Annotated in this window: 27 protein-coding genes and 1 tRNA gene; 23 read left to right on the top strand and 5 right to left on the bottom strand. The window is 35.7% G+C overall.

The features are described 5' to 3' along the window. Positions 1–117: 117 nt before the first annotated feature. The 7 genes from B5E95_RS01150 to B5E95_RS10805 all read left to right on the top strand — a co-directional run bounded on the left by B5E95_RS01150 (position 118) and on the right by B5E95_RS10805 (position 3,859). A complete protein-coding gene (locus B5E95_RS01150; RefSeq protein ID WP_087235420.1) occupies positions 118–576 on the top strand; it encodes a CPBP family intramembrane glutamic endopeptidase in 459 nt (152 codons plus the stop codon). Between the two features lie 264 nt (positions 577–840). Next, positions 841–1,596, top strand: a complete 756-nt coding sequence (locus tag B5E95_RS01145; protein WP_241146302.1) for a hypothetical protein — start codon at positions 841–843, stop codon at positions 1,594–1,596. Between the two features lie 72 nt (positions 1,597–1,668). Further along, positions 1,669–1,830: a GHKL domain-containing protein gene (locus tag B5E95_RS10810; RefSeq protein WP_233186971.1), complete on the top strand. Its 162-nt coding sequence runs from the start codon at positions 1,669–1,671 to the stop codon at positions 1,828–1,830. Positions 1,831–1,838: 8 nt separating this feature from the next. Then, complete coding sequence (locus B5E95_RS01140) at positions 1,839–2,621, top strand: LytR/AlgR family response regulator transcription factor (protein WP_087235419.1); 783 nt, start codon at positions 1,839–1,841, stop codon at positions 2,619–2,621. A gap of 151 nt (positions 2,622–2,772) precedes the next feature. Continuing rightward, complete coding sequence (locus B5E95_RS01135; protein WP_087235418.1) at positions 2,773–3,567, top strand: hypothetical protein; 795 nt, start codon at positions 2,773–2,775, stop codon at positions 3,565–3,567. Positions 3,568–3,579: 12 nt separating this feature from the next. Further along, complete coding sequence (locus B5E95_RS11105) at positions 3,580–3,684, top strand: CPBP family glutamic-type intramembrane protease (RefSeq protein ID WP_341461763.1); 105 nt, start codon at positions 3,580–3,582, stop codon at positions 3,682–3,684. Positions 3,685–3,688: 4 nt separating this feature from the next. After that, positions 3,689–3,859: a hypothetical protein gene (locus B5E95_RS10805; RefSeq protein WP_239460736.1), complete on the top strand. Its 171-nt coding sequence runs from the start codon at positions 3,689–3,691 to the stop codon at positions 3,857–3,859. A gap of 50 nt (positions 3,860–3,909) precedes the next feature. Here the strand turns inward: B5E95_RS10805 and B5E95_RS01125 are convergent, their stop codons facing one another. Further along, a complete protein-coding gene (locus B5E95_RS01125) occupies positions 3,910–4,716 on the bottom strand; it encodes a Cof-type HAD-IIB family hydrolase (RefSeq protein ID WP_087175932.1) in 807 nt (268 codons plus the stop codon). 524 nt (positions 4,717–5,240) lie between these two features. Here B5E95_RS01125 and B5E95_RS01120 point away from each other — a divergent pair. From B5E95_RS01120 to hpt, 8 genes are all read left to right on the top strand, one after another. Beyond that, complete coding sequence (locus tag B5E95_RS01120; protein ID WP_087175933.1) at positions 5,241–7,121, top strand: PTS sugar transporter subunit IIBC; 1,881 nt, start codon at positions 5,241–5,243, stop codon at positions 7,119–7,121. Positions 7,122–7,182: 61 nt separating this feature from the next. Continuing rightward, entirely contained in the window at positions 7,183–7,992 is an 810-nt protein-coding gene (locus B5E95_RS01115; RefSeq protein ID WP_087175934.1) for a MurR/RpiR family transcriptional regulator, read from the top strand. Then, positions 7,979–8,476, top strand: coding sequence for a hypothetical protein (locus tag B5E95_RS01110; RefSeq protein ID WP_025005454.1), 498 nt, complete (start codon positions 7,979–7,981; stop codon positions 8,474–8,476). Before B5E95_RS01115 ends, B5E95_RS01110 begins: the two co-directional genes overlap by 14 nt. Positions 8,477–8,495: 19 nt before the next feature. After that, positions 8,496–8,978, top strand: coding sequence for a PTS sugar transporter subunit IIA (locus B5E95_RS01105; RefSeq protein ID WP_087235417.1), 483 nt, complete (start codon positions 8,496–8,498; stop codon positions 8,976–8,978). Between the two features lie 126 nt (positions 8,979–9,104). After that, positions 9,105–9,371 carry a hypothetical protein gene (locus B5E95_RS01100; protein WP_025005456.1) on the top strand — a complete coding sequence of 89 codons (267 nt, stop codon included), beginning with the start codon at positions 9,105–9,107 and terminating at the stop codon, positions 9,369–9,371. Positions 9,372–9,444: 73 nt separating this feature from the next. Beyond that, positions 9,445–10,101, top strand: coding sequence for a nitroreductase (locus B5E95_RS01095; RefSeq protein ID WP_087235416.1), 657 nt, complete (start codon positions 9,445–9,447; stop codon positions 10,099–10,101). A gap of 91 nt (positions 10,102–10,192) precedes the next feature. Then, positions 10,193–11,554, top strand: coding sequence for a hemolysin family protein (locus tag B5E95_RS01090; RefSeq protein ID WP_087235415.1), 1,362 nt, complete (start codon positions 10,193–10,195; stop codon positions 11,552–11,554). A 107-nt stretch (positions 11,555–11,661) separates the two neighbouring features. Next, positions 11,662–12,231 carry a hypoxanthine phosphoribosyltransferase gene (gene hpt / locus B5E95_RS01085; protein WP_025005459.1) on the top strand — a complete coding sequence of 190 codons (570 nt, stop codon included), beginning with the start codon at positions 11,662–11,664 and terminating at the stop codon, positions 12,229–12,231. Between the two features lie 17 nt (positions 12,232–12,248). Here the strand turns inward: hpt and B5E95_RS01080 are convergent, their stop codons facing one another. Further along, positions 12,249–13,559, bottom strand: a complete 1,311-nt coding sequence (locus B5E95_RS01080; RefSeq protein ID WP_025005460.1) for an APC family permease — start codon at positions 13,557–13,559, stop codon at positions 12,249–12,251. A gap of 109 nt (positions 13,560–13,668) precedes the next feature. Here B5E95_RS01080 and B5E95_RS01075 point away from each other — a divergent pair, with 109 nt between their 5' ends. From B5E95_RS01075 to B5E95_RS01060, 4 genes are all read left to right on the top strand, one after another. After that, a complete protein-coding gene (locus tag B5E95_RS01075; protein WP_087175937.1) occupies positions 13,669–14,373 on the top strand; it encodes a GH25 family lysozyme in 705 nt (234 codons plus the stop codon). Beyond that, positions 14,373–15,608 (top strand): DEAD/DEAH box helicase, encoded by a 1,236-nt coding sequence (locus B5E95_RS01070; RefSeq protein WP_087175938.1) that lies wholly within the window; start codon positions 14,373–14,375, stop codon positions 15,606–15,608. The genes B5E95_RS01075 and B5E95_RS01070 overlap by 1 nt, the downstream gene beginning before the upstream one ends. Continuing rightward, the gene (locus tag B5E95_RS01065; protein WP_025005463.1) at positions 15,605–16,933 is read left to right on the top strand and encodes a PTS sugar transporter subunit IIC; all 1,329 of its coding nucleotides are present in this window, start codon (positions 15,605–15,607) and stop codon (positions 16,931–16,933) included. Before B5E95_RS01070 ends, B5E95_RS01065 begins: the two co-directional genes overlap by 4 nt. A 51-nt stretch (positions 16,934–16,984) precedes the next feature. Beyond that, positions 16,985–17,057, top strand: a tRNA-Arg gene (locus B5E95_RS01060). Positions 17,058–17,100: 43 nt separating this feature from the next. On the opposite strand, the gene B5E95_RS01055 is transcribed toward B5E95_RS01060, so the two are convergent. Continuing rightward, entirely contained in the window at positions 17,101–17,289 is a 189-nt protein-coding gene (locus B5E95_RS01055; RefSeq protein WP_025005464.1) for a hypothetical protein, read from the bottom strand. 107 nt (positions 17,290–17,396) lie between these two features. Here B5E95_RS01055 and wecB point away from each other — a divergent pair, with 107 nt between their 5' ends. After that, the gene (wecB, locus tag B5E95_RS01050) at positions 17,397–18,539 is read left to right on the top strand and encodes a non-hydrolyzing UDP-N-acetylglucosamine 2-epimerase (RefSeq protein WP_087175939.1); all 1,143 of its coding nucleotides are present in this window, start codon (positions 17,397–17,399) and stop codon (positions 18,537–18,539) included. Between the two features lie 24 nt (positions 18,540–18,563). On the opposite strand, the gene B5E95_RS01045 is transcribed toward wecB, so the two are convergent. After that, positions 18,564–19,103, bottom strand: a complete 540-nt coding sequence (locus B5E95_RS01045; RefSeq protein ID WP_087175940.1) for a GtrA family protein — start codon at positions 19,101–19,103, stop codon at positions 18,564–18,566. Then, on the bottom strand, positions 19,096–19,542 hold the full coding sequence (locus B5E95_RS01040; protein WP_087175941.1) for a flavodoxin: 447 nt from the start codon (positions 19,540–19,542) through the stop codon (positions 19,096–19,098). Before B5E95_RS01040 ends, B5E95_RS01045 begins: the two co-directional genes overlap by 8 nt. Positions 19,543–19,746: 204 nt before the next feature. Between B5E95_RS01040 and B5E95_RS01035 the strand changes: the two genes are divergently transcribed. The 3 genes from B5E95_RS01035 to map all read left to right on the top strand — a co-directional run bounded on the left by B5E95_RS01035 (position 19,747) and on the right by map (position 21,556). Next, positions 19,747–20,103 carry a hypothetical protein gene (locus tag B5E95_RS01035; protein WP_087175942.1) on the top strand — a complete coding sequence of 119 codons (357 nt, stop codon included), beginning with the start codon at positions 19,747–19,749 and terminating at the stop codon, positions 20,101–20,103. A gap of 25 nt (positions 20,104–20,128) precedes the next feature. Next, positions 20,129–20,647: a hypothetical protein gene (locus tag B5E95_RS01030; protein ID WP_241146301.1), complete on the top strand. Its 519-nt coding sequence runs from the start codon at positions 20,129–20,131 to the stop codon at positions 20,645–20,647. A gap of 81 nt (positions 20,648–20,728) precedes the next feature. Then, positions 20,729–21,556, top strand: a complete 828-nt coding sequence (map, locus tag B5E95_RS01025) for a type I methionyl aminopeptidase (protein WP_003633294.1) — start codon at positions 20,729–20,731, stop codon at positions 21,554–21,556. The last annotated feature ends 8 nt before the right edge of the window (positions 21,557–21,564 follow it).

The following is a 21,564-nucleotide window of genomic DNA, read 5'->3' as shown; positions in this document are numbered from 1 at the left end:
AGCAAAAGTTTGGGAGTGTGCTAAAAAGGTTGAAAGCAGATATTAATAAACGAAGATAAGATAGGAAAATGTATTCAAATAAAATAAAGTGGATATATTTAACCAATATTTTCTAACATGGCGATCAATAAAATTATTTCGATGTTTGTGATAGCGTTGATGGCAGGGGTAATCGAAGAATTGCTGTTTCGCGGCTTGCTTTTTAATAGCTTATTAAGCTTCTTTTATCACAACAAGAATCGGTTCTTGATAGCTGGGTTGATCAGTTCAATCTTATTTGGCTGTATGCACTTAATTAACTTAGCGCCCCAACCGTTACAATCTACTGTTGGCCAAGTCATCTTCGCTTTTACTACCGGAATAATTTTGATATATTTGCGCTTATTATCGAATAATATCGTTTGGTGTATGGTATTACACTTCTTCATCGACTTTAAACCTGTGATTCTTACTTCTAATACAGGCTCGCATAACATTTCACTTGTCAAAGTCTTCTTAGCAGTTTTGCCATTAATGATCTTGGCAATAATTTGTCTTTGGTTGTTTAATCGGCATTATGTGCAAACAAATAAATAGAATTAATAATCACTATCATTTCGGTAGTGATTATTTTTTGCCCAAATTTGATTGAAAAATAACCGAATTTGAATCAGTACAATTATACCTTTGCAAATAATGCTAAAGTGAAGAGTAATAAATAGTAGGAGGAAAAGGGAAATAAATATTTCATCATACGATCTAGGTTATTACACAGGAGCGGTAGTTCTTGTAGTACTAGAGCTAATACTTTTTTACGCTATTACTAATGTCAAATTTAAAAAGCGAGATTTAATATTTGCATTGGTCGTTTTTATTTGCAATCAAGTAATTGCAGAGTATATCCCAGAATGGAGCAATATTATCAGTCCTGTTACAACTATTGCTCTTTATTACTGTTACTTTTACAAACGAGCAGGTAAGTTGTTAACTGTTGCAGCAATTACCTTAATTCACTCGGTTTTAATCTTAACTTATTTAATGAGCAATTATGTTTTTTCCTATTTGCCAATAATTTTTGCTTTCTTGTTTTATCCGGTAGTTTTAACTATTTTGTATCTAATTTTGAAAAAATGGCGTTATCAGATTCATCAATTTTTAACTAATGAAAATCGCCGGATTGCTGACTGGCTAGTAGTCTATCTTTATGCTTGCGCATTAATTGTCAATATTATGCGAGTGCCAGAAATCAAATTACCAGCTGAAATTTTTGGGATTTTGATCATGGAAATGCAGTTTCTATGTATTGTGGCAGTCTATATTGCAAGTGTACAGCTACAGAAAAAATTGTTAAAAAAGCAGGAACAGCGCAACTTTAAGCTCTATTTACATGATTTAGAAGATAGTGAAGATCGTTTGCGCAGATTTAAGCATGATTATTTGAATTTACTAGCAACGATGCGGACAGTAGCTGTGAATAATCATGATCAAAAATTAGTTCAAGAATTGGCACAATATACGGAAAAACAGATTAATGATGAAAATAGTTGGCATTTTAAAAATTTGAATCACTTACATAATGATGCACTTAAAAGTTTGGTTGTGAATAAACTAGCCTAAGCTAATGAATTAGGAATCAAGTATTCTTTTGAATGCGAAAAAGAGATTAAAGTTTTACCTAAAAACGTGAAATTGTTTGATTTAGTGCGGATTATTGGCATCGCCTTTGATAATGCTATTGAAGAAAGCGAGCAATTAGCTAATGTTCAAGCAATAAATGATCAATATGACAACATGTTTATTGAATATAGTGAAAAAGATAATTGGTTTAATTTTACTATGGTAATTGACTAGGAATAGAAATGAAATATAAAGTGATTATTTGTGATGATGATCTTGCGCAAGCAAGTAATTTAGCTTTGAAATTGGGAATTGCGGCAATGATGCAGCCCGAAGAAGTTGAACTTGAAATCGGTACGACTGCTCAAAATGCAAATGAGGTCTTGAACTATCTAAATGAACATCACTTAGACGGCGGAATCTATTTTTTAGATATTGAATTAGGCGATAACCAGGACGATATAAACGGTGTGGATCTAGCTGAAGAAATTAAAAAGTTAGATCAGCGAGCACAAATTGTTTTTGTAACTGCTTATGACGAATACATGGAGTTGACCTATCAACGGCGTATCGGGTCGATTGACTATATCAACAAAAGTAATTCTGATTTGCAGCAGCGATTGAATGAGACGGTACGGGATGCTGTAAATAATTTAGCTAAGGCTAATTTTAGCAAGAAGATGACGTTTTCTTATCGTTTAGGCAGGATCATTCGCAACGTTAATATTGATGATATCTATTATATTTCAACAACCAGGGCACCACACAAGCTGTGTTTGGTGCGTAATGATGGCACTGCCGAGTTTGCAGGCGATATTAAGAACATTGATCAGCAAAATGAGTTTTTAAAGAAAGTATCACAATCATATTTGGTAAATCCGAAAAATATTGCACAAATCAATTTAAAGAAAAAGGAGATTAGCTTTCCTAATGGGGATGTAATCAAGTTTTCTCGTCGCTTTACCTATGTGATGAAAGGTATGATAAACACTTATAATTTGAAACAAAATAGTTACCGAATTTGACTAAAAATTAACCGGATTTGAAGTTATATTTCTGCCTTTACTAGAAAGCTAGATAATAATCTTGAGATAAAGGAGAAAGAAAATGAACTTAAGAAAGTAGAATATTTACTTCAGATGGGAAATAGCTATCGTCATCTTGCTTTGGTGGGGGATGGCAATTTTCAATATTGTTAAAGTACATCTAGCTACAGCAGGACTATGTATTGTGGTTAGTATTTTACCAGTGCTGGTTTTAGCTTTTAATTGGTTAAAAAAGAAGTCAGCAGTCACTCGCTGGTTAGCAATTATAATCATGCCTGCAATTTTATCAGTGACGTGGTACATACTTTTTCACAATATTTTGTGTTATGTCAGTTTTAAATTAGGCATTATCGTTTTATTTGGACTTATTTTGCTAGTAATGGACTTACCAGTCGCAGTGGTAGCGATAGGGCAAGTGCAAAATTGGTTTGGCTGCTTAATTGCAGCTTGCTACTTTGACATGGTGCTCTTGTCATCGACAGCGATTGAATTAAAGCCGCAGGGGATTAACGTCTTGATTTCTTCCGGTTTGATGGCTGGAGTAGCTGCATTTTTAGCAGCAATGCTGATTGTAAAATGTTGGGGCTTTAGCTTCAATCCTGATTTAAAATGGCAGAAGTCTAGTAACTGGTCGAATGTGACATTTATCTTATTACTTCTATTCTGTATTGTCTTTGCCTTCTGGGCAGAGTTTTGCGGAAAAGGAAATAATCTAGTAGAGATCTTATTCAAACCAGATTTTGGTCCGTTGAAACCAACTTGGGCATCGTTTTGTAGAGCCTTAGAAGCAGGTGTCTTTGAAGAAACCAACCGCTATTTGACGATCTTAGCTTTGATAGTTGGCTTTGCTAACAGTAAATATCGAGTTCAGATCACTGTGATTGTTAGTGCGGTTGTCTTTGGCTTGTGCATTTTACTAATTTAGGCGGTCAGGATTTTGCAGCGACCAATCTATGCCGCAGCGTTGGGCTTAGTTCTAGCTATCCTATATTTATATACTGGCAAATTGTGGTTACCGATGCTGTTATCACTTTGGCGTTGATTTTTTGAATTATGCAGTTAATGGTGGAATTAAAGCGCAGGTTTGGTCAGGCACTCTTAGTGATGGGGTCAGCTCGCTTGTTTCAATTGTAGTTCCAGTAGCTATTGCGATTTGGATTATGACGGGCAAGAGAAAATTAGTCATAGATGAAAATATTGAGCGCTTGTTAGGCTAGAATAATATAAAAAAACAGGATTTAGCATATGCTAAGTCCTGTTTTTTCGTTTATAAGAATTTTTCAAAAGCCGTACTAATACCATCTTCATCATTTGAAGCAGTAACATAATCAGCGTGTTCTTTAGCGACTGGACTGCCGTTACCCATGCAGACCGCTGTTCCTGCAAATTCAAACATCGTTAAGTCGTTACGCTCATCACCAATTGCCATTACTTCATCTGGCTTAATTCCTAATTTTTCAGTTAATTCCTTTAAGCCGTTACCTTTGCTGACGCCAGGATGCAATAATTCAAGAAAACATGAATCAGCGCGAACTACATATAAATCCTTTTCAAATTCTTGGCTAATTTTTTCTTCCCATTGATCAATTAATTGTTCTTTGCCTACAAAGCATCCCTTAGCTATTTCAAAATCAGCAGGCAATTCATCCGGCTGGCGAATATATAATGTAGCAGAATTTTCGTAAGCTTGTGTGTAGATCATCAAATCAACGTCATGATCTCCAGTAATGATCTTTGAATCAGGAGATACGACATTGAATGGAATGTGATGTTTCTTACCGAAATCGTACATTTTGCGATAAAACTTGTTTGAAACCAAATCTTCAGTCATAACTTGACCATCTGCAGTTATAGTAATTGCACCATTTAGAGTGATTGCATATTGATCAGGCCCAACTATGCCTAATTCATCCATAAAATGTTTTAAACCTGCGATAGGACGACCAGAGCATAATGCGACTTTAATTCCTTGATCTAATGCTTTTTTAACTGCTTCTTTCGTGCTAGGTAAGATTTTACCGTTTGAATCAAGCAAAGTTCCATCTGTATCTAATGCAATAAATTTAATTGCCATAAAGAGCTCCTTATTTTTGGTAATCGCTTTCATTATACCTAAACATGAAGCGTATGAAAATGAAATATTTTGCATACATTTAATATATATATAAATAATAAAATAAACAGCATATTTCTTGACACACTAAATTGGCATGTAAACTTTTTACTTGAACATACGCTATAAAAGGCACAAAAATATTTCATTTGATTAAATATGCTAAAAAAATATCTGAAATATATTTCAGGCGATGAAATATTATTTTAATACCTTGAAACAGCTTTTCAGCTTTTTTAAAAACGCTTACACAAAAGAAAAACTATGGTATAAATAAGAATGTAAGCTAGCTGCTGAGATAGAGATAAATCTGAATTTGATATCACTTAGATTTTCTATCTTAATCAATTATCTAGAGGAGAAATATTTAGATAAGATCTAGTTGTATGAGCACCTTGCAACTAGTTAGATTTGGTGAAATAGATTAGGTGTAATACAAGAAACAATTGATTTAGTTTGATTCTTTCTTTCAGGGGTAAATTATTATGATGCAAAAGTTTCAGCGGTTTGGGGCCGCAATGTTCGTCCCAGTTATGCTGTTCTCGTTTGCGGGTATTGTTGTAGCTCTAGGAAGCTTATTCAATAACCCAACTCTGTTTGGCTCAATTGCTAATCCAGGGACGGCATGGAACTCAGTTTGGGACACAATTTCAGCTGGTGGTTGGACAGTCTTCAACCAAGAGGGTATTTTGTTTACTGTAGGTTTGCCTATCGGTTTAGCTAATAAGGCTAGAGGTAGAGCAGCCATGGAAGCAGTTATTGCTTACTTGACTTACAACTACTTCATCGGTGCAATGCTTACCCACTGGGGTGCAGCATTTGGCATTCCTAACTTTGACAAGATTCAAATTGTTGCTAACGCTACTAACCACGGTTTAACTAACATTGCTGGTATCAAGACTCTTGACACTAGTATCTTAGGTGCCTTGGTTGTTGCTTTGATCGTTGTATGGTTACACAACAAGTACTTCGACAAGAAGTTGCCTGACTGGCTTGGTACTTTCCAAGGTTCAACTTATGTCTACGCTTTAGCATTCTTTGTAATGATTCCTTTAGCACTCATTACTTGCTGGGGCTGGCCAAAAGTTCAATTGGGTATCACCAGCATGCAACACTTCATCGTAGATAGTGGATTTATCGGTGTTTGGATTTACCAATTCTTGAACCGTGTATTGATTCCTACTGGTCTTCACCACTTGGTATACATTCCATTCCAATTCGGTCCAGCCGTTGTTGCCGGCGGTTTGCAACCATACTGGTTGAAACACCTTGCTGAATACGCTGCAAGTACTAAACCACTTTCACAAATCGCTTCAGTTGAAGGATTCCAACTTTACGGTAACGAAAAGGTATTCTTAGTACCATTTATCTGTCTTGCCTTCTACGCAACTGCTAAGAAGAACAAGAAGAAGCAAACTTCAGCTTTGCTTATCCCAGCTGCTTTAACCTCAGTATTAGCTGGTATTACTGAACCTATCGACTTTACTTACTTGTTCGCAGCTCCTGTACTTTGGGTAATTTACTCAGTATTGTCAGCTACTATGAACACTGTAATGTGGGCCTTTGGTTTAAGAGGTTTCATGTCAGACGGTGCCATTGGTATTGCATCAATGAACTGGTTACCACTTTGGGAAAACCACTGGCATACATATGTAATGCAATTTATCGTTGGTATTATCTTCGGTATTATTACTTACTTCGTATTTAAGATCATGATTGAGAAGTTTAACTACATCACTCCAGGTCGTGAAGCTGATGATGAAGACGTTAAACTTATCAACAAGAAAGAATACAAGCAAAAGATGGCTGCTAAAGCAGCAGGTAAGGATGCAAACGACCCTTACATCGCAAGAGCTACTGCATACCTTGACTTATTAGGTGGTGCTTCAAACATTACTGAATTGTCATCATGTGCTACTAGATTACGTGTATCTGTTGCTGATCCAAGCAAGGTTGCTCCAGACTCACAATTTAAGGCCAACAAGGCCGTTAACGTTGTTCACCACGGTAAAGCATTACAAGTTATTGTTGGTCTTGACGTTCCTCAAGTTTTGGACGAAATGACTCAATTGATGCAACAAAGCGGCAGTGACGCTAAGGTTTCAACTGAACAAGATAATCCATACATTGAGAGAGCTACAGGTATCGTTGACCTTCTTGGTGGTGGCGAAAACATTAAGGATGTAATTGCTTGCTCAACTAGAGTAAGAACTCACGTCTTTGACACTAAGAAAGTTGCTCCAGATTCTGAATTCAAGAAGATCGCAGATTCATATGAAGTTCAACACAAGGACAACAACGAAATTGACATTGTTGTTGGATTGGATGCCGATCAAGTTGTTGATCAGATGAAACAATTATTATAACTGTAAGCGCTTGTGGTATTATTAATATATAAATTATATATTGATAAGGACACAGGTAAATATGGCAAATTTAAGATCGATGGTCTATGAAAATAGTAATAAACTAAACGATTCTGAAAAACAGATAATTCAATTTGTTTTAAATAATCCGAAAGACTGTAGTAAGTTAAGCCTTGCAAGATTAGCGAAGAAGCTCTATGTATCTGAATCAGCAATATTTCGTTTATGTAAAAAGTTAGGCTTAACTGGCTACAGCGAATTGAAATTTGATTTAGCAGAATTGGCTGAATCAAAGCAAAAGCCAATCAAAATTGAAAATAATTTTGCAAGAGAACTCAGTCGAGTAAATGATGACGTTTTGAAGTATTTTAAGCAACGTGATTTTGATAGCTTATATCATGATCTAGACGATGCTAGTACAGTCTACATCTATTCAACTGGTTGGCAGCAGGAGCTGATTGCACAGTATCTAGCTCACGAACTATTTATAGTTGGCAAGCATGCAACAGTTTTACCGTCAGCTCTTGATGAATTAAAGGCGGTTAGCCGCTTTGCTAAAAAAGGCGATATCTTATTCGTAATTTCATTTACGGGTGATAATGAGACAATTAATGAGGAAATTACCAAGCTTGAATTGGTAAATGATAAATTTAGATATGTTTCATTTACTAATATGAAACAGAATAAATTAGCTTCAATTGTTCAGCATAATATTTATTTCCCAACAATTGCCTTTACTGATGATGCCGATTATAAGAGTGGCAAAGTAGCCTTTACTCCAGCATATTATTTGATTGATTTGCTTGTTAGTGAATATGTGGCTTGGCAACAGAGCCAAGGAGAGGATATAGAAGTCAATGTGGGCAATTAGTAAACAAAAAGTTGAAAACTTTTTTGATCGAATGACCAGAAGCATGAATTTGGATACTAAAAAGATTCTTACTTGGTATTCGTACATCCTATTCATTGCTCCGCTGTTATTCTGGGCATTGATAGCGTTACGTAGCGGTGCGTCGGATCAATCGATCAAAATGATCGTTATTAAGCAGCCAGCTGTGGCAATCGTTACTATTATTGCAATCGTTGACTTTGTTCTCGGCTACTATTTGCTGCTAAATAAAAAGCAATTTTTGATTAATCGACAAACTTATCGCTTTTTGATGGTAAGTCAACTCATTGGTCAAATTTTGGTTGGCAACTTGCTCTGTGGTGTTTTAGCCATCTTGGGAATGTATAAAGCCAAAACTTTAAAAAAGACACAAGATAATATTAGTCCAGTAGTAATTGCTATCTCACTGGTAGCGGCCGTTTTATCGGTACTATGCTTTATGTTGATATTGTTACTTGAATTTTAGAAATCTAGAGGTTTAAATTATGTTTAATTTCTTTAAGAAGAATAAAGGTATGGAAGTAGATGCAGTGGTTGATGGCGACATTATGCCAATTACTGATGTAAAAGATGATGTTTTCTCAACCAAGATGCTGGGTGATGGTTTTGCAATTAAACCACAAGATAATCAAATTTATGCACCAGTTGACGGTACTATTTCTACACTCTTTCCAACTAAACACGCCATTGGAATCAAGACAACTAATGGATTAGAAATCTTAATTCACTTAGGTCTTGATACAGTTGAATTAAAAGGTGCTCCATTTACAGTTAGTGTTAACCAAGGCGATAAAGTTGAAAAGGGTCAGCCTTTAGCCACAATGGATTTCCAAATGATCACTGACAAAGGCTACGATGACAGTTGTATCGTAGTTTATACCAACATGGATCTTGTAAAGTCAGTTACTCCAATTGAAAAGGGTGCTGTTAAGCATTCCCAAAAAGTACAAACTATTGAATTTAATTAGTCATTTTCCCTCTCTCAAATAAAATCTTAATAAGACTAATAAAAAAGTAGTTTTAAATCCTAGCTTCTAAGGTGAAGCTAGGATTTTTTTGTTAAGATAGAAGCAGAGAAAAGATGAGGAGAAATAATGAAAAGATATCGACCAAATACAAAAGCGGTGCTTATAGGAATTATTTTGATGCTGATTGGAATTTTGTGTTGGGTAATTAAAGCCTCGTTTATTCCTAAAGGAGCATTATATTTATTTCCAGTTGGTTTGCTACTAATCTGTGTAGGCGGATTAGAGCTGACCATTACTGCTTTTATAGCTATGAGGAAAAATGATTTAGCAATGAGTGCCCACTTAAAAGAAATTGAAGCTCAAAGAAAAAAAGCTGAGGGCAAAAAAGAGTAAAGATAACCTAGACCGGTTAAACTATAATATGCATGAATGAAACAGAGTAATTTTTTAGAAGGGTAGAATAACAATGGATTTTAAAGAAGTTTTTCAAAAAGAACATGTAACTCGGAAATTTACTAATAGAAAAGTTCCTGAAAATGCGATTGCCGAAATAATTAAAAAGGCACAACAATCACCATCATTGCTTAATTCACAGCCTTGGAGAGCATATGTGTTAGTAGGGGATGCCTTAGAGAAATTTAAACAAGCTTCAATTGAAAATAATGATAATGATATTAAGCCAGATGAAGATTTTGCTTCAATGTTGTCACTTGATTGGGATGTTTTCCCAAGTAGAAACATGGTTACTATGGGTGCATCTCAAAGTTTCTTCTTTAGAAACAAGTTGCAATTATTTTCACATGCTAACAAAACAATGTTTAATGCCCCAGCTATTATTTTCTTAACAGTACCTAAGAAATCACCAGCTTGGTCAGTATTTGATTTGGGTATTTTTGCACAGAGTATCATGCTTTTAGCTATTAACCGCGGATTGGGGATTATGCCAGCTCACTCAATGGTTTCTTATCCAGATCTTGTTAGAAAATACGCTAAGATTCCTGAAGATGAAGCAGTCGGTATGGCTATTGCAATCGGTTATATCGATAAAAATGCGGAAATTAATGATCCGAAATTTATTCCAGCACGTGTGCATTTTGACAAAATTTATAAGTTAACAAAATAAACCAATTTCACTTGTGCAAAACTGAACTATTATAGTTAATAAATGGTAAAATAGGTTTTAGTAATTAAGTTATAAAAAAGGTGATAATGCTTTGAGTCCAGCTCAGATCGCAACTAATTTAGTTGCAACTTTGTTAATTTTTGTTGTTGCTGCATTCTTTGTTGCTGCAGAGTTTGCTTTAGTACAAACCAGACCTAGTAAACTTGAAGATATGCTGGCTAAGGGTCAGGGCAATAAAAAGAAACTACAACGTGCGCTTCACATGACGCATAATTTGAATGAGTATCTTTCAACCACACAAGTAGGTACTACTCTTGTCGGAGTAGTTTTAGGTTGGTTCTCAGCTGATACATTTGCTGTTATTTTAGCGGATGCATTTCATTTAACTCCAATGAGTGAATCGCTTATTAAGTCAGTGAGTGCGATTTTGGGTGTGATTCTTTTAACCTATTTGGAAGTTGTATTAACTGAAGTCGTTCCTAAGAATATTGCTATTGATAAACCTGTAGAGATGATGATGGCAATTGTTACACCACTTCATATTTTCCACACGGTTGTTTATCCATTTGTATGGCTGCTTAATACTAGTTCTAATGGAATTCTGAAATTAATGGGTTTTGCCCCAGCTGATGAAGAAAATGAGGTTTATTCTCAATCCGAAATTATTAAGTTGTCACGTAATGCGGTGCATGGTGGTTCGCTTGATAAAGAAGACCTCACATACATGGAACGGGCTTTCGAATTAAACGATAAAGTAGCTAAAGATATCATGACTGATAGAACACGTTTATCAGTCCTTGATTCTACTGATATTATCGAATATGCCCTTAAAAAATACTTAGAAGAGGGTTACAGCCGTTTTCCAGTAGTTAGGGATAATGATAAGGATGATGTAGTAGGATATGTCTATGCTTACGATATTGTCCAACAAAGCCAAGTTGATAGCAGTGTTCCAGTAACTAGAATTATCAGAACAATCATTACTGTTCCTGAATCAATGCCAATTCAATATATTTTGCACTTGATGATTTCTAAGCACACTCCAATTGTTTTGGTTGTTGATGAATACGGTGGTACAAGTGGTATTGTTACTGATAAGGATATTTACGAAGAGCTCTTTGGTTCTGTAAAAGATGAAATTGATGATGTTTCTGATGATTACATCATCAAAGATAAAGAAGGTAATGTCCATGTTTCTGGTAAGACTACTTTGTATGACTTTGAACGTTACTTCCATATAGATCTGAAGGCATTTCAAGATAGTGACATCATTACTATTGGTGGTTATATGATGGAACATTATCCTAACCTTAAGAAGGGTGAAACGATTGAACTAGAAGGTTATAAATTTACGCTTGATAGTATTGAGCAAGGATTTATGCGTTGGTTTATCGTGGCTCCAATTAATGCTAAAGGTAAAGCCAAAGAAAAAACAGAAAATAGTAAGAAATAGAAACTATTCAGAAGAAGCGTCATTTAAGACGCTTTTTTTGTACAAAGATGTTATAATTTCTTAATAATAAGAGTTTTAAACATAAATTGGATTGAGGGGTAGGTAAATTGGTTAAAGCCGACAATATCAACGATATTATTGATCATAAATTATTTTCTGAAGATGACATTCATGAAATGTGTGTCCGTTTAGGTAAGCAACTAACTGAAGATTATGCAGGTAAGAAGCCATTAGTGGTTGGTGCTTTAAAGGGTGCTATTTATTTCTTAACGGATTTGACTCGTCAGATGGATGTCGCTCATCAATTAGATTTTATCGATGTTTCTAGTTACGGTGATGGTTTTGAATCGACTGGTAAGGTCAAGATTGTGACAGATTTAGCCACAGATGTTAAAGATCGTGACGTCTTGATTGTGGAAGATATTGTCGATACTGGTTTGACCTTGAAGTTTATGAAGGATTTAATCAAAAAACGTGGTGCGAAGAGCGTTAAGTGTTGTGCAATGCTTAATAAGGAAGCTCGCAGAAATGTTGACGTTGACCTTGAATACTACGGTTCAAAAGTTGGTAATGAATTTGTAGTAGGTTATGGTTTGGACTTCTTGAACATGTACAGAAACATCCCTTATGTTGGAGTATTAAAGCCTGAAGTTATTCAAAAATATGTGAATAAATAAAAAATAAGGAAGAACCGTTAAAGTTCTTCCTTATTTTGTTTTTGCATATAAAAGTAGATTGGCAAGCCCAATAAAGTTAATCCGATTCCGATGATTGATAAAATGAATTGATTAATAATAGTGGAAACTACGATAAAGATACCACCTAGGATTGAAATGATTGGAATAATTGGGTACCACGGAACTTTAAATGGCCGCCGTAATTCGGGTTCACGTTTTCTTAAAATAATGACGGCAATAGCTAACATGGTATTAAAGGTCCACATGACGAAAACCAGCATATCTGTCAAGACTGTGAAGTTACCCAGTAAAATCATCACGATTGCAATTGCATCTACAATCAATGCTCCCATGACCGGCACGCCAGTGTGAATGTTAGCTTTACCAATTTTATTTGAAAATGGTAAAAGATTATCTTGAGCCAGAATATATGGTGTACGCATCCCCGTTAACATGAAGGCATTAACTGCACCGTAAACGGAGATCAGAATACCTATAGTCACTAATTTACCGCCGAATTGACCGAATAATTTCATCGAAGCCTCAAAGGCAGCATTATTATTGTTTACTAAGTCATGAATTGGCAAGACCGTTAAAAAAGTATAATTTATTAAAACATAAATTAAAGTAATGGCAGACAAACCCAAAATGATTGCACGGGATAAATCTTTCTCAGGATTTTTGACCTCATTGGCCAAGTTGGTGACAACGATCCAACCTTCAAAAGCAAAAAGGGCAGATAGTAATCCTTGACTGATGGCATTAGGAAAAGAAATATTATTTCCAACTGTTAATGGAAAGATGGGAGCTGCAATTTTATTTTGATTGAAGAATCCCCAAATGATAATCAAAACAATTGGAATCACTTTTAAGATGGTGATAACTGACTGCATTTTGCTGGAAAATTTTGTGCCAATTAGGTTAATAGCCAGTAAAAATAATACAAGAAAGATTGCTATTAGATTGGCATATTTGGCATTAATGCCAAATAGTGAAACAAATTGAACACCAAAAATCGAGCTCAATGCTCCAATTTGTGCGGGGAAATAAACAATCATTTGTGCCCAGCCAAATAAAAAGCCCCAGACGCGGCCATAGGTATAATCCAAATATTTAATCGCACCATTAATTTTTAAGCTCGCTGCAATTTCAGAAATTGTTAGTCCCGACGCAATCGAAATTATTCCGGCTAATATCCATACAAAAATTGTGGTTGAACTACTGCCAGTTTGGGCCGTAATTGTTCCAATTTTAAAGAAAACTCCGGCTCCGATAACTGAACCAATTACTGTGGCGAGAGCTTGTCCAAAAGAAATTTGTCTTTTCACATTTTCACCATCCTTAAAAAAGTTAATATATAAATTATTTTAGCACATGAAATATCAAGGGTTGGTATGATTCGCATTTTTGGTTAAAATATTAGCGGGAGGAAAAGTCATGAAAAGGTATCATCATAAATATACTTTACCTGCAATCTTGACTTTATTAATTTTAGCAATTGCATTTCTTTTGATTGGCTTTTTTAATTTTAAAAAGCAAACAACACTGCCACCGGATTCTAATTCTAGTCCGATCGGGATCGAACTGAATCAGGACATAGATTATGTAGATCTGCATAAGTTACAGTCTAATGGCATTTCATTTGTCTATTTGAAGGCAACACAAGGCAGATCTTATTTTGATGAAAATTATTTATCCTATCGAGATCAAATTTTGGGTACACAGCTCGCTTTTGGTAGTGAAATCTCATATAGTAATGAATCAACTGCCTTGCAGCATTATCGTTACTTTTTTAACCAAGTAGGGAATAATACAGGCAGCTTACCTATTTTAATTATTCCGGTAGCCGGACTTAGCAAAAAGTATTTGAAATCAATGAGTAAATTTACCCAGATGTTGCAGCAACGAGGTAAAACGGTAATGGTGGAGCTTGATCAAAAGTATCGCCATTACTTTGATTCAGCAACGTTATTTATGTCGACGGATAAAAAAGCGCCCAATAAATTAAAGTATTCATTTTGGCGTTATACAACTAACGGACGCGTAAAGGATGTTTCTGGCTTAGAAAAAGGCATTACAATGTACGCGTATAACGGAACCGTTAGTCAATATAAACAGAAGTATGGACAATTAACACAATAATGTATCAAGAAAAAATAAAACAAATATTGCTCAAAGAGCATAAAACCGAACCAACAATAATTCAAAAACAAACATACGATGCAATCAAAAATGGAGCTAGCTTAATAGGCTTAGCTAAAACGGGAACAGGCAAGACTTTAGCTTACGCTTTGCCTAGCTTAGAAAGAACGGAAAAAGGTAAAGCTAATAGCGTAGTTATCTTGGCTCCGACTACCGAATTAGCTGTTCAAATTCGGCATGCCATTAATCCTTACTTGCATGCATTAGATGTAAAGGGTGCAACCTTAGTAGGGGCTGGTAATAGAAAGAGACAAGAAGATAATTTAAAGAAAAAACATCCTGAGGTAATTGTAGCTACTCCAGGAAGATTCTTTGATTTCTTTTCTAGTGGTCGGATTAAGGTAGCTCAAATTAAAACTTTGATTATCGATGAAGCAGATGATATTTTGGAATTTGCTAAATTAGAGCTATTGTCTGCATTAGGTCAAAATTTAGGTTCAGATAGTCAAATTTTGCTTTTTGGTGCTACTGATTCAGAGATTACTAGAGATGCAGAAGAATTATTTGCACGTAATTTTCTTTTAGTTGATGTGCGGAATCAGCAGAGTTCAACTACCAAGCATTATTTTTTGCAAGTTGATAATCAACATAAGATTGAATTTTTACAAAGAATGACCAAATTAGATCATTTTAAAGGTATTCTTTTCTTTGATTCTAATGAGACCATGATGCGTTTTGCCGGTATTTTTGGTCATACCAAGACTAAGTTCGAATTATTAGCCAATGAATTTGGTAAGCAGCGTCGTGAAAAGGCCTTAAATGATCTTGCTACAGGAAAAACAAAGTTGCTTTTGGCAACGGATCTTGCTGCGCGTGGTTTGGATATTCCAGGTGTGACCTACGTTATCAATTTTGATATTCCAAGTGAACAAAATACTTATTTGCATAGAGCAGGTAGAACTGGAAGAATGAATGCCACTGGTTATGTGGTCACTTTAGGCGATGATCATGATTTTCGTGATCTGAAGAAACTTTTAGCCGATCAATTGCAGATAGAGCGAGTTTACTTTGCTGGGTATCATTTGACTACTGCTAAACCTAAGAAAAAGAAAGAAAAGAAGCAAGAAGCTGCTGCAGAAGTTAAGCAGGTAGTTAAGAAAAAACAGAAAAAGCACAAGAAACGTAATAAGAAAAATAAGGGATATCATCCACATTATCTGAAGGTGAAAAAATGAATCGATTAGTTAGATGGCTGGAAGATTATGTATTGCCGCTAGCTAATCGTTTAGGACAGATAAGATGGTTAGTTGCGCTAAGGGATGCTTTTGTTTCTTTGATGCCAATCACTATTGCTGGATCGCTAGCTGTTTTGATTAAAAGCTTAGTTGAAGCTGCTAAAGTTCATTTAGGTTGGAATGCATTCGCTTTTGCAATGCAGCCTTTTGTGTCCATTAGCAATTTGGTGTGGCGAGGGACCTTTTCTCTTTTTGCATTTTTCTTTGCGTTGGCATTAGGATACCAGTTAGCTAAAGCTTTTGAAGGAAATAGGTTAGCGGCGGCTATTGTTTCGCTTTCATCCTTTGCTTTAAGTATCGCCAGTTTTGCAAAAATTAAATTTCATGGCGATAGTATTTTGATTAGGGATGCTTTTGATATCAGCCAATTTTCAACAACAGGATTATTTACTGCGATTTTATTTGGCTCGGCTGGGTTCTTTATTTATTGGGCCTGTTATAAAGCAAGAATTATGATTCATTTATCAGCTAATTTGCCACATGCTGAACAAGCGGCCTTTGACTCGATGATTCCTGCGATAATTGCGATCTTTAGTGTCGGTGGAATTAACTATGTATTTCAAGTTCTGACCGGGCAGTATTTTGGTGATTGGCTATTAACCAGTATTCAAATGCCATTGGTTAAATGGGGCCAGGGCTTTGGTACAGTGTTGTTAGTAACAATGTTGGTGCAGGTATTTTGGTTTTTCGGAATCAACGGCTTGGGAGTTTTATCACCAATTTTAGATTCAATCTGGCTAACCGCCCAAAATAGCAATATTACGGCTGTACGTAATGGACATGTTTCACCATATCTTTGGGGCCGTGGATCTTTTGATGTTTTTGCCTGGTTTGGTGGTGCCGGTGGTACATTAATGTTAATCGTTGCAATTTTAATGTTCTCTAAACGCAGTGATTATCGTACGGTAGCTAAAATTGCGCTTGCACCAGGTATTTTCAATATTGGAGAACCAATCTTATTGGGATTGCCTGTTGTTTTAAATCCAGTTTATTTAATTCCATTTGTATTAGCGCCAATAGTTAATGTTGCGTTTTCTTATTGGGTGAGCGTGATGGGGTTAGTCAATCCGGTACAAGTGGCGGTGCCAAGTATTATGCCGCCGATTATTGGTCCATTTTTAGCCTGCAATTATGACTGGCGTGCGATTGTTTTAAGCATCGTCGATATGTTGATATCTTTAGCAATTTGGACACCTTTTGTTATTGCGGCAGATAAAATTGCAGATACCAATAATCCTAAAACATTTTTTACCACACAATTTTAGAAAAAAAGATTAACTATTACCTTATTTTTTGGTAAAGTTAATCTTAGGTTTGACCCCGTAGTTCATCTGGATAGAACAATGGTCTCCTAAACCGTAGAGGTGAGTTCGAATCTCACCGGGGTCATCAAAAAAGCCATCTGTGATGCAGATGGCTTTTTTTGTAAATATTAACCTAATGGATTGAGCATAATGTAAGTAATCAGGCCCCAGACGATAAAGACGCAGATTAGAGCAGAGTAAAGCAAGCGTCGTCTAAGTTTAGCAGGCTTAGCCTTGTCCAATCCAAATACTAAGCAGAAACTGCCAATGATAATAAATAGAGCTGTAGTAATTAAAAAAATTAAACTAGAATTCATAAATATATCCAACTTTCTGTAAGTACATCTTCAATTAAAACACAGAATTAAGATGCAAGATAGGAATAAATCAGTTATAGTTAAATAAGTTTATCGGAGGGATTTTTATGAAGAAGATTAAAGTAATGACTGTCTTTGGTACAAGACCTGAAGCGATAAAAATGGCACCGCTTGTTTTAAAACTAAAAAAAGATGAGCGCTTTGATGAAGTGACTGTAGTCAGTGCACAACATAGAGAAATGCTAGATCAGGTACTTGATATTTTTAAAATTAAACCTGATTACGACTTTAATATTATGCACAAGAATCAAACTTTGGAAGACATTACTTCGAAAGTTATGATCGATTTGTCAAAGGTTATCAAAGAAGAAAAGCCAGATGTTGTGCTGGTTCACGGTGATACAACGACTAGTTTTGCGGCAGGACTTGCTACCTTTTATCAACAAACTACGTTGGGACATGTGGAAGCTGGACTTAGAACTTGGAATAAGTATTCACCATTTCCTGAAGAAATGAATCGCCAAATGACCGACGATTTGGCTGATTTATATTTTGCTCCAACTGAATTATCTAAGAGTAATTTGATTAAAGAAAATCATAAAGCAGACAATATTTTTGTAACTGGTAATACCGCAATTGATGCATTAGAACAAACTGTGCAAAAAGATTATCATCATGCCGTTATGGATGAAATTACGCCAGGCAACAAGGTGATCTTAGTGACTATGCACAGACGTGAAAACCAAGGTGAACCTATGCGCCGCGTCTTCAAGGTGATGCGGCGGGTAATTGATTCGCATCCTGATGTGGAAATTATTTATCCAGTGCACTTGTCTCCACGTGTGCAAGAAGTTGCTAACGAAGTTTTAGGCGGTGATCCTCGAATTCATTTGATCGAACCGCTTGATGTGGTTGATTTCCACAATTTAGCAAAACGCAGCTACTTTATCATGACTGATTCAGGCGGCGTGCAAGAAGAAGCTCCAAGTTTGGGCAAGCCAGTACTTGTTTTGCGTGATACAACTGAACGTCCCGAAGGCGTGAAGGCTGGTACTTTGAAGCTTGTGGGCACGCAAGTCGACTCAGTTAGAGAGAGTATGCTGGAACTTTTAGAAAATAAAGAAGCATATGACAAGATGGCGAATGCCAAGAATCCATATGGTGACGGTCATGCCAGTGATCGCATTATGGATGCGATTTATTACTATTTCAATAAAGATAAAGTAAAGAAGCCAAAAGATTTTGAATAAGAGCAAAACAAAAAGTAGCAAAATTTAATTTTTGCTACTTTTTTTATTATCTCGTTTATTTTTTTGTTCTTGAATCCGCATCTTAGCTCGTTCAATCATGGTATGTTCTTGCTTTTGAAAGACTGATCTAGTAGTTAAATAATTGAATACACCAACTAATACTTGGTCAATGATCTTAACAAGTAAGGCGTTTAAATGAAGCCAAGATAATCCTACCAGCATAATTAAAGTATCTGGAATTAGACTAATTACACGATAGGTAAAGAAAACTATTAATTTATGCCATGTGCTGTGATCATGATCGACATTATTAATAAAAACGGCTTTTTGGTTAAAGTAAAATGATGCCAGGTTGGACACAATAAAAGCAATGGTGTTAGAAATCACCATTACGCTGTGCCACCAAGAGTGAAGCACCATAAAGACTAAAGTGTTAATTAAGGCAGCTACAAAGCCAAAAATCATGTATACCCAAAGATTACGGTGTCTTTTAAGTATTTTTTGCCCTAATTGTCGAATTTGAGCTTGATCGACAGCAGTAACTTCTTTTTTATTTTTAGTCATGTAGCTTATCAGCCATTTCCTTTGCAGCTTGGTCGATTAGATCAATTGCTTCATCGTCAGGCGCATTTTCAATAGTGACTGGTTTAGTAATCTCAGTAGCACCACATTCTTTAAATGCCTTTTCATAGTCAAAAACATTTTCACAGAAGTGTTCACCATAGGTCTTATCTCCAGAACCCATGACAGCAAAATATTTACCACTTAAATCTAAAGCCTTTAATTCTTCATAAAAGTCTGCAATTTCATCGGTCATTGCACCTTCACCATAAGTGTAAGTAATGAAAATGCAGAGATCACTTTCTAAGTAATCGTTAGCATCCGTAAAACCAACATCGCTGGTTTCAACGTCAAAGCCATAGTCTTGAAGATCTTCTTCTAATATATCTGCCATGTCTTCATCATTGCCAGTCATACTGGCGTAGACAATTCTTGCTTTCATGATTTTTCATACCTTTCACTGCATTATACGACATTTTATTATACATGAAACTATCGTAAAATCGTTTGGTTTTATCAAATTTTTAAAATTGAAATTCATTATTTTGCCTTATATTTAAGGATTTAAAATTTTTTCTGTATTTTTAATTAAACAAACGGTAAAGTAAATCAGAGATAACAGAGTTTTTTTAGTAGAGGGTAATTTATGCATAAAATTTTCAGAATTTTTATTATTTTGTTTTTAGCCTTAAGTGCGACAACCGTAGTTGGGCAAAGTTGTTATAATCAGCCAACCTATGCTTCGATGGGATCAACGGGTGGAGGCAGTACTTCAACAGGTGGTGGTTCTTCATCCGGCGGCGGTGGTTGGTCGTCATCAGATTCAGATAGTGATGCGGATTTCTTTGATTTACATAGTTGGGGAGTAATATTACTAATTTTCCTAGTTCTGGGAGGATTAGTATATTTAGAAATGCTTTTTTCTAGATTCCGCTATTGGCTGCGCAAGATTCATTATGCGTACCATTTAAAGCGACAACGCCTATACACTTTTTCAACCTAATTTAACAATTAGTAAGTTCGAGAAAATGTTGCGGTTAACCAAAATTAAATTAGTGGAAAATAAAAATAATGAATTAGATGATAGTTTTACAGAGACTTATGTTCAAGCTCAGTATTTATATAGTCAGCTTTTACGCGAAAAATATGTCAACCGCCATCATAGTCTGCATTTACTTAGAAAATATTTAGATAAATATTTCTACAAAGCCATGGTTAAGGAATTTAAATTGAAGATCTCACAGGGAACGATTGATGATACCGTTGTTAATAATATTGAAGTTGTCAAATATGCCAAGTTAGACGAGAATTTGATTATTACGCAATTAAACGTCAATGGTCAGGATAAAGAAGTTCAATTTAATGAAGGCTTTGAGGATAGCTTTGCTAGAGACACATGGAGCGATTATGTGATCTTCGGCAAGACAAAGTCGGGACAATATAAGATTGTTTCTTTAGTATATGGCGAGCATTTCCACTTAAATGGCAGAGATTATAATCGCCAAAGAAATTTACGTCACACTCAATACTTTGAAAGACGAAAATGATTAGCCTTTTAAAAGTATTTAGTAAAACGGTATAATAGTGGTATCTGAAACTAAAAAAGTTTTATCAAAGGAGAATTTGTTTTGATTACAATTAAATCAATTAGAGAACTTAAAGGTATGCAAGCTTCAGGCCATCTTCTTGCAACAATGTTTGAAGGCTTGCGTGATGTAATTAAGCCAGGAATTTCAACCTGGGAAATTGAAGAATTCTGCCAAGACTTTGTTAAGAGTCGTGGTGGTCGTCTTTCAGAACAAGGCTTTGAAGGCTACAAGTATGGTACTTGTATCTCAGTTAACGATGAAATTGCTCACCAAACTCCAAGAAAAGACCGTATCTTAAAGGAAGGCGACATCGTTAAGGTTGATGTAACTTGCAACTTAAATGGTTACGAGTCAGATTCATGCACTACTTATCCAGTTGGTGAAATTTCAGAAGCTGATAAGAAATTAATCGAAGTAACTAAGAAGGCAATGTACTTAGGAATTGATCAAGCCGTTTTAGGTAACCGTATCGGTGATATTGGTGCCGCTATTCAACATTGGGTTGAAGACGAAAACCATTATGGTGATGTCCGCGAATTAATTGGTCACGGTATTCAACCATCAATTCACGAAGATCCAGAAGTACCACACTGGGGCAAGGCTGGTCACGGCATTCGTCTTCGTGAAGGTATGACTATTACCTGTGAACCAATGGTTGAAGCAGGTGGCGATTGGCATATTGACCAAAGAACAGTTGATGACCCTAACGATGACTGGGTTTACTACGCAACTCCAGATGGTTCAAATGCTGCTCAATTTGAACACACTTTTGCTATTACTAAAGATGGTCCTAAGATCTTAACTTTACAAAAACCATATGATGGTTTAGAAAAATACATCCCTCACTTTGATGAGATGGATGATTAGGTTCTTGA

The sequence above is a fragment of the Lactobacillus gallinarum genome (assembly GCF_002160635.1).
Lineage (GTDB): Bacteria > Bacillota > Bacilli > Lactobacillales > Lactobacillaceae > Lactobacillus > Lactobacillus gallinarum.
Note: the sequence above shows the minus strand (reverse complement) of the source record. Positions and strands in the feature narration are given on the sequence as shown.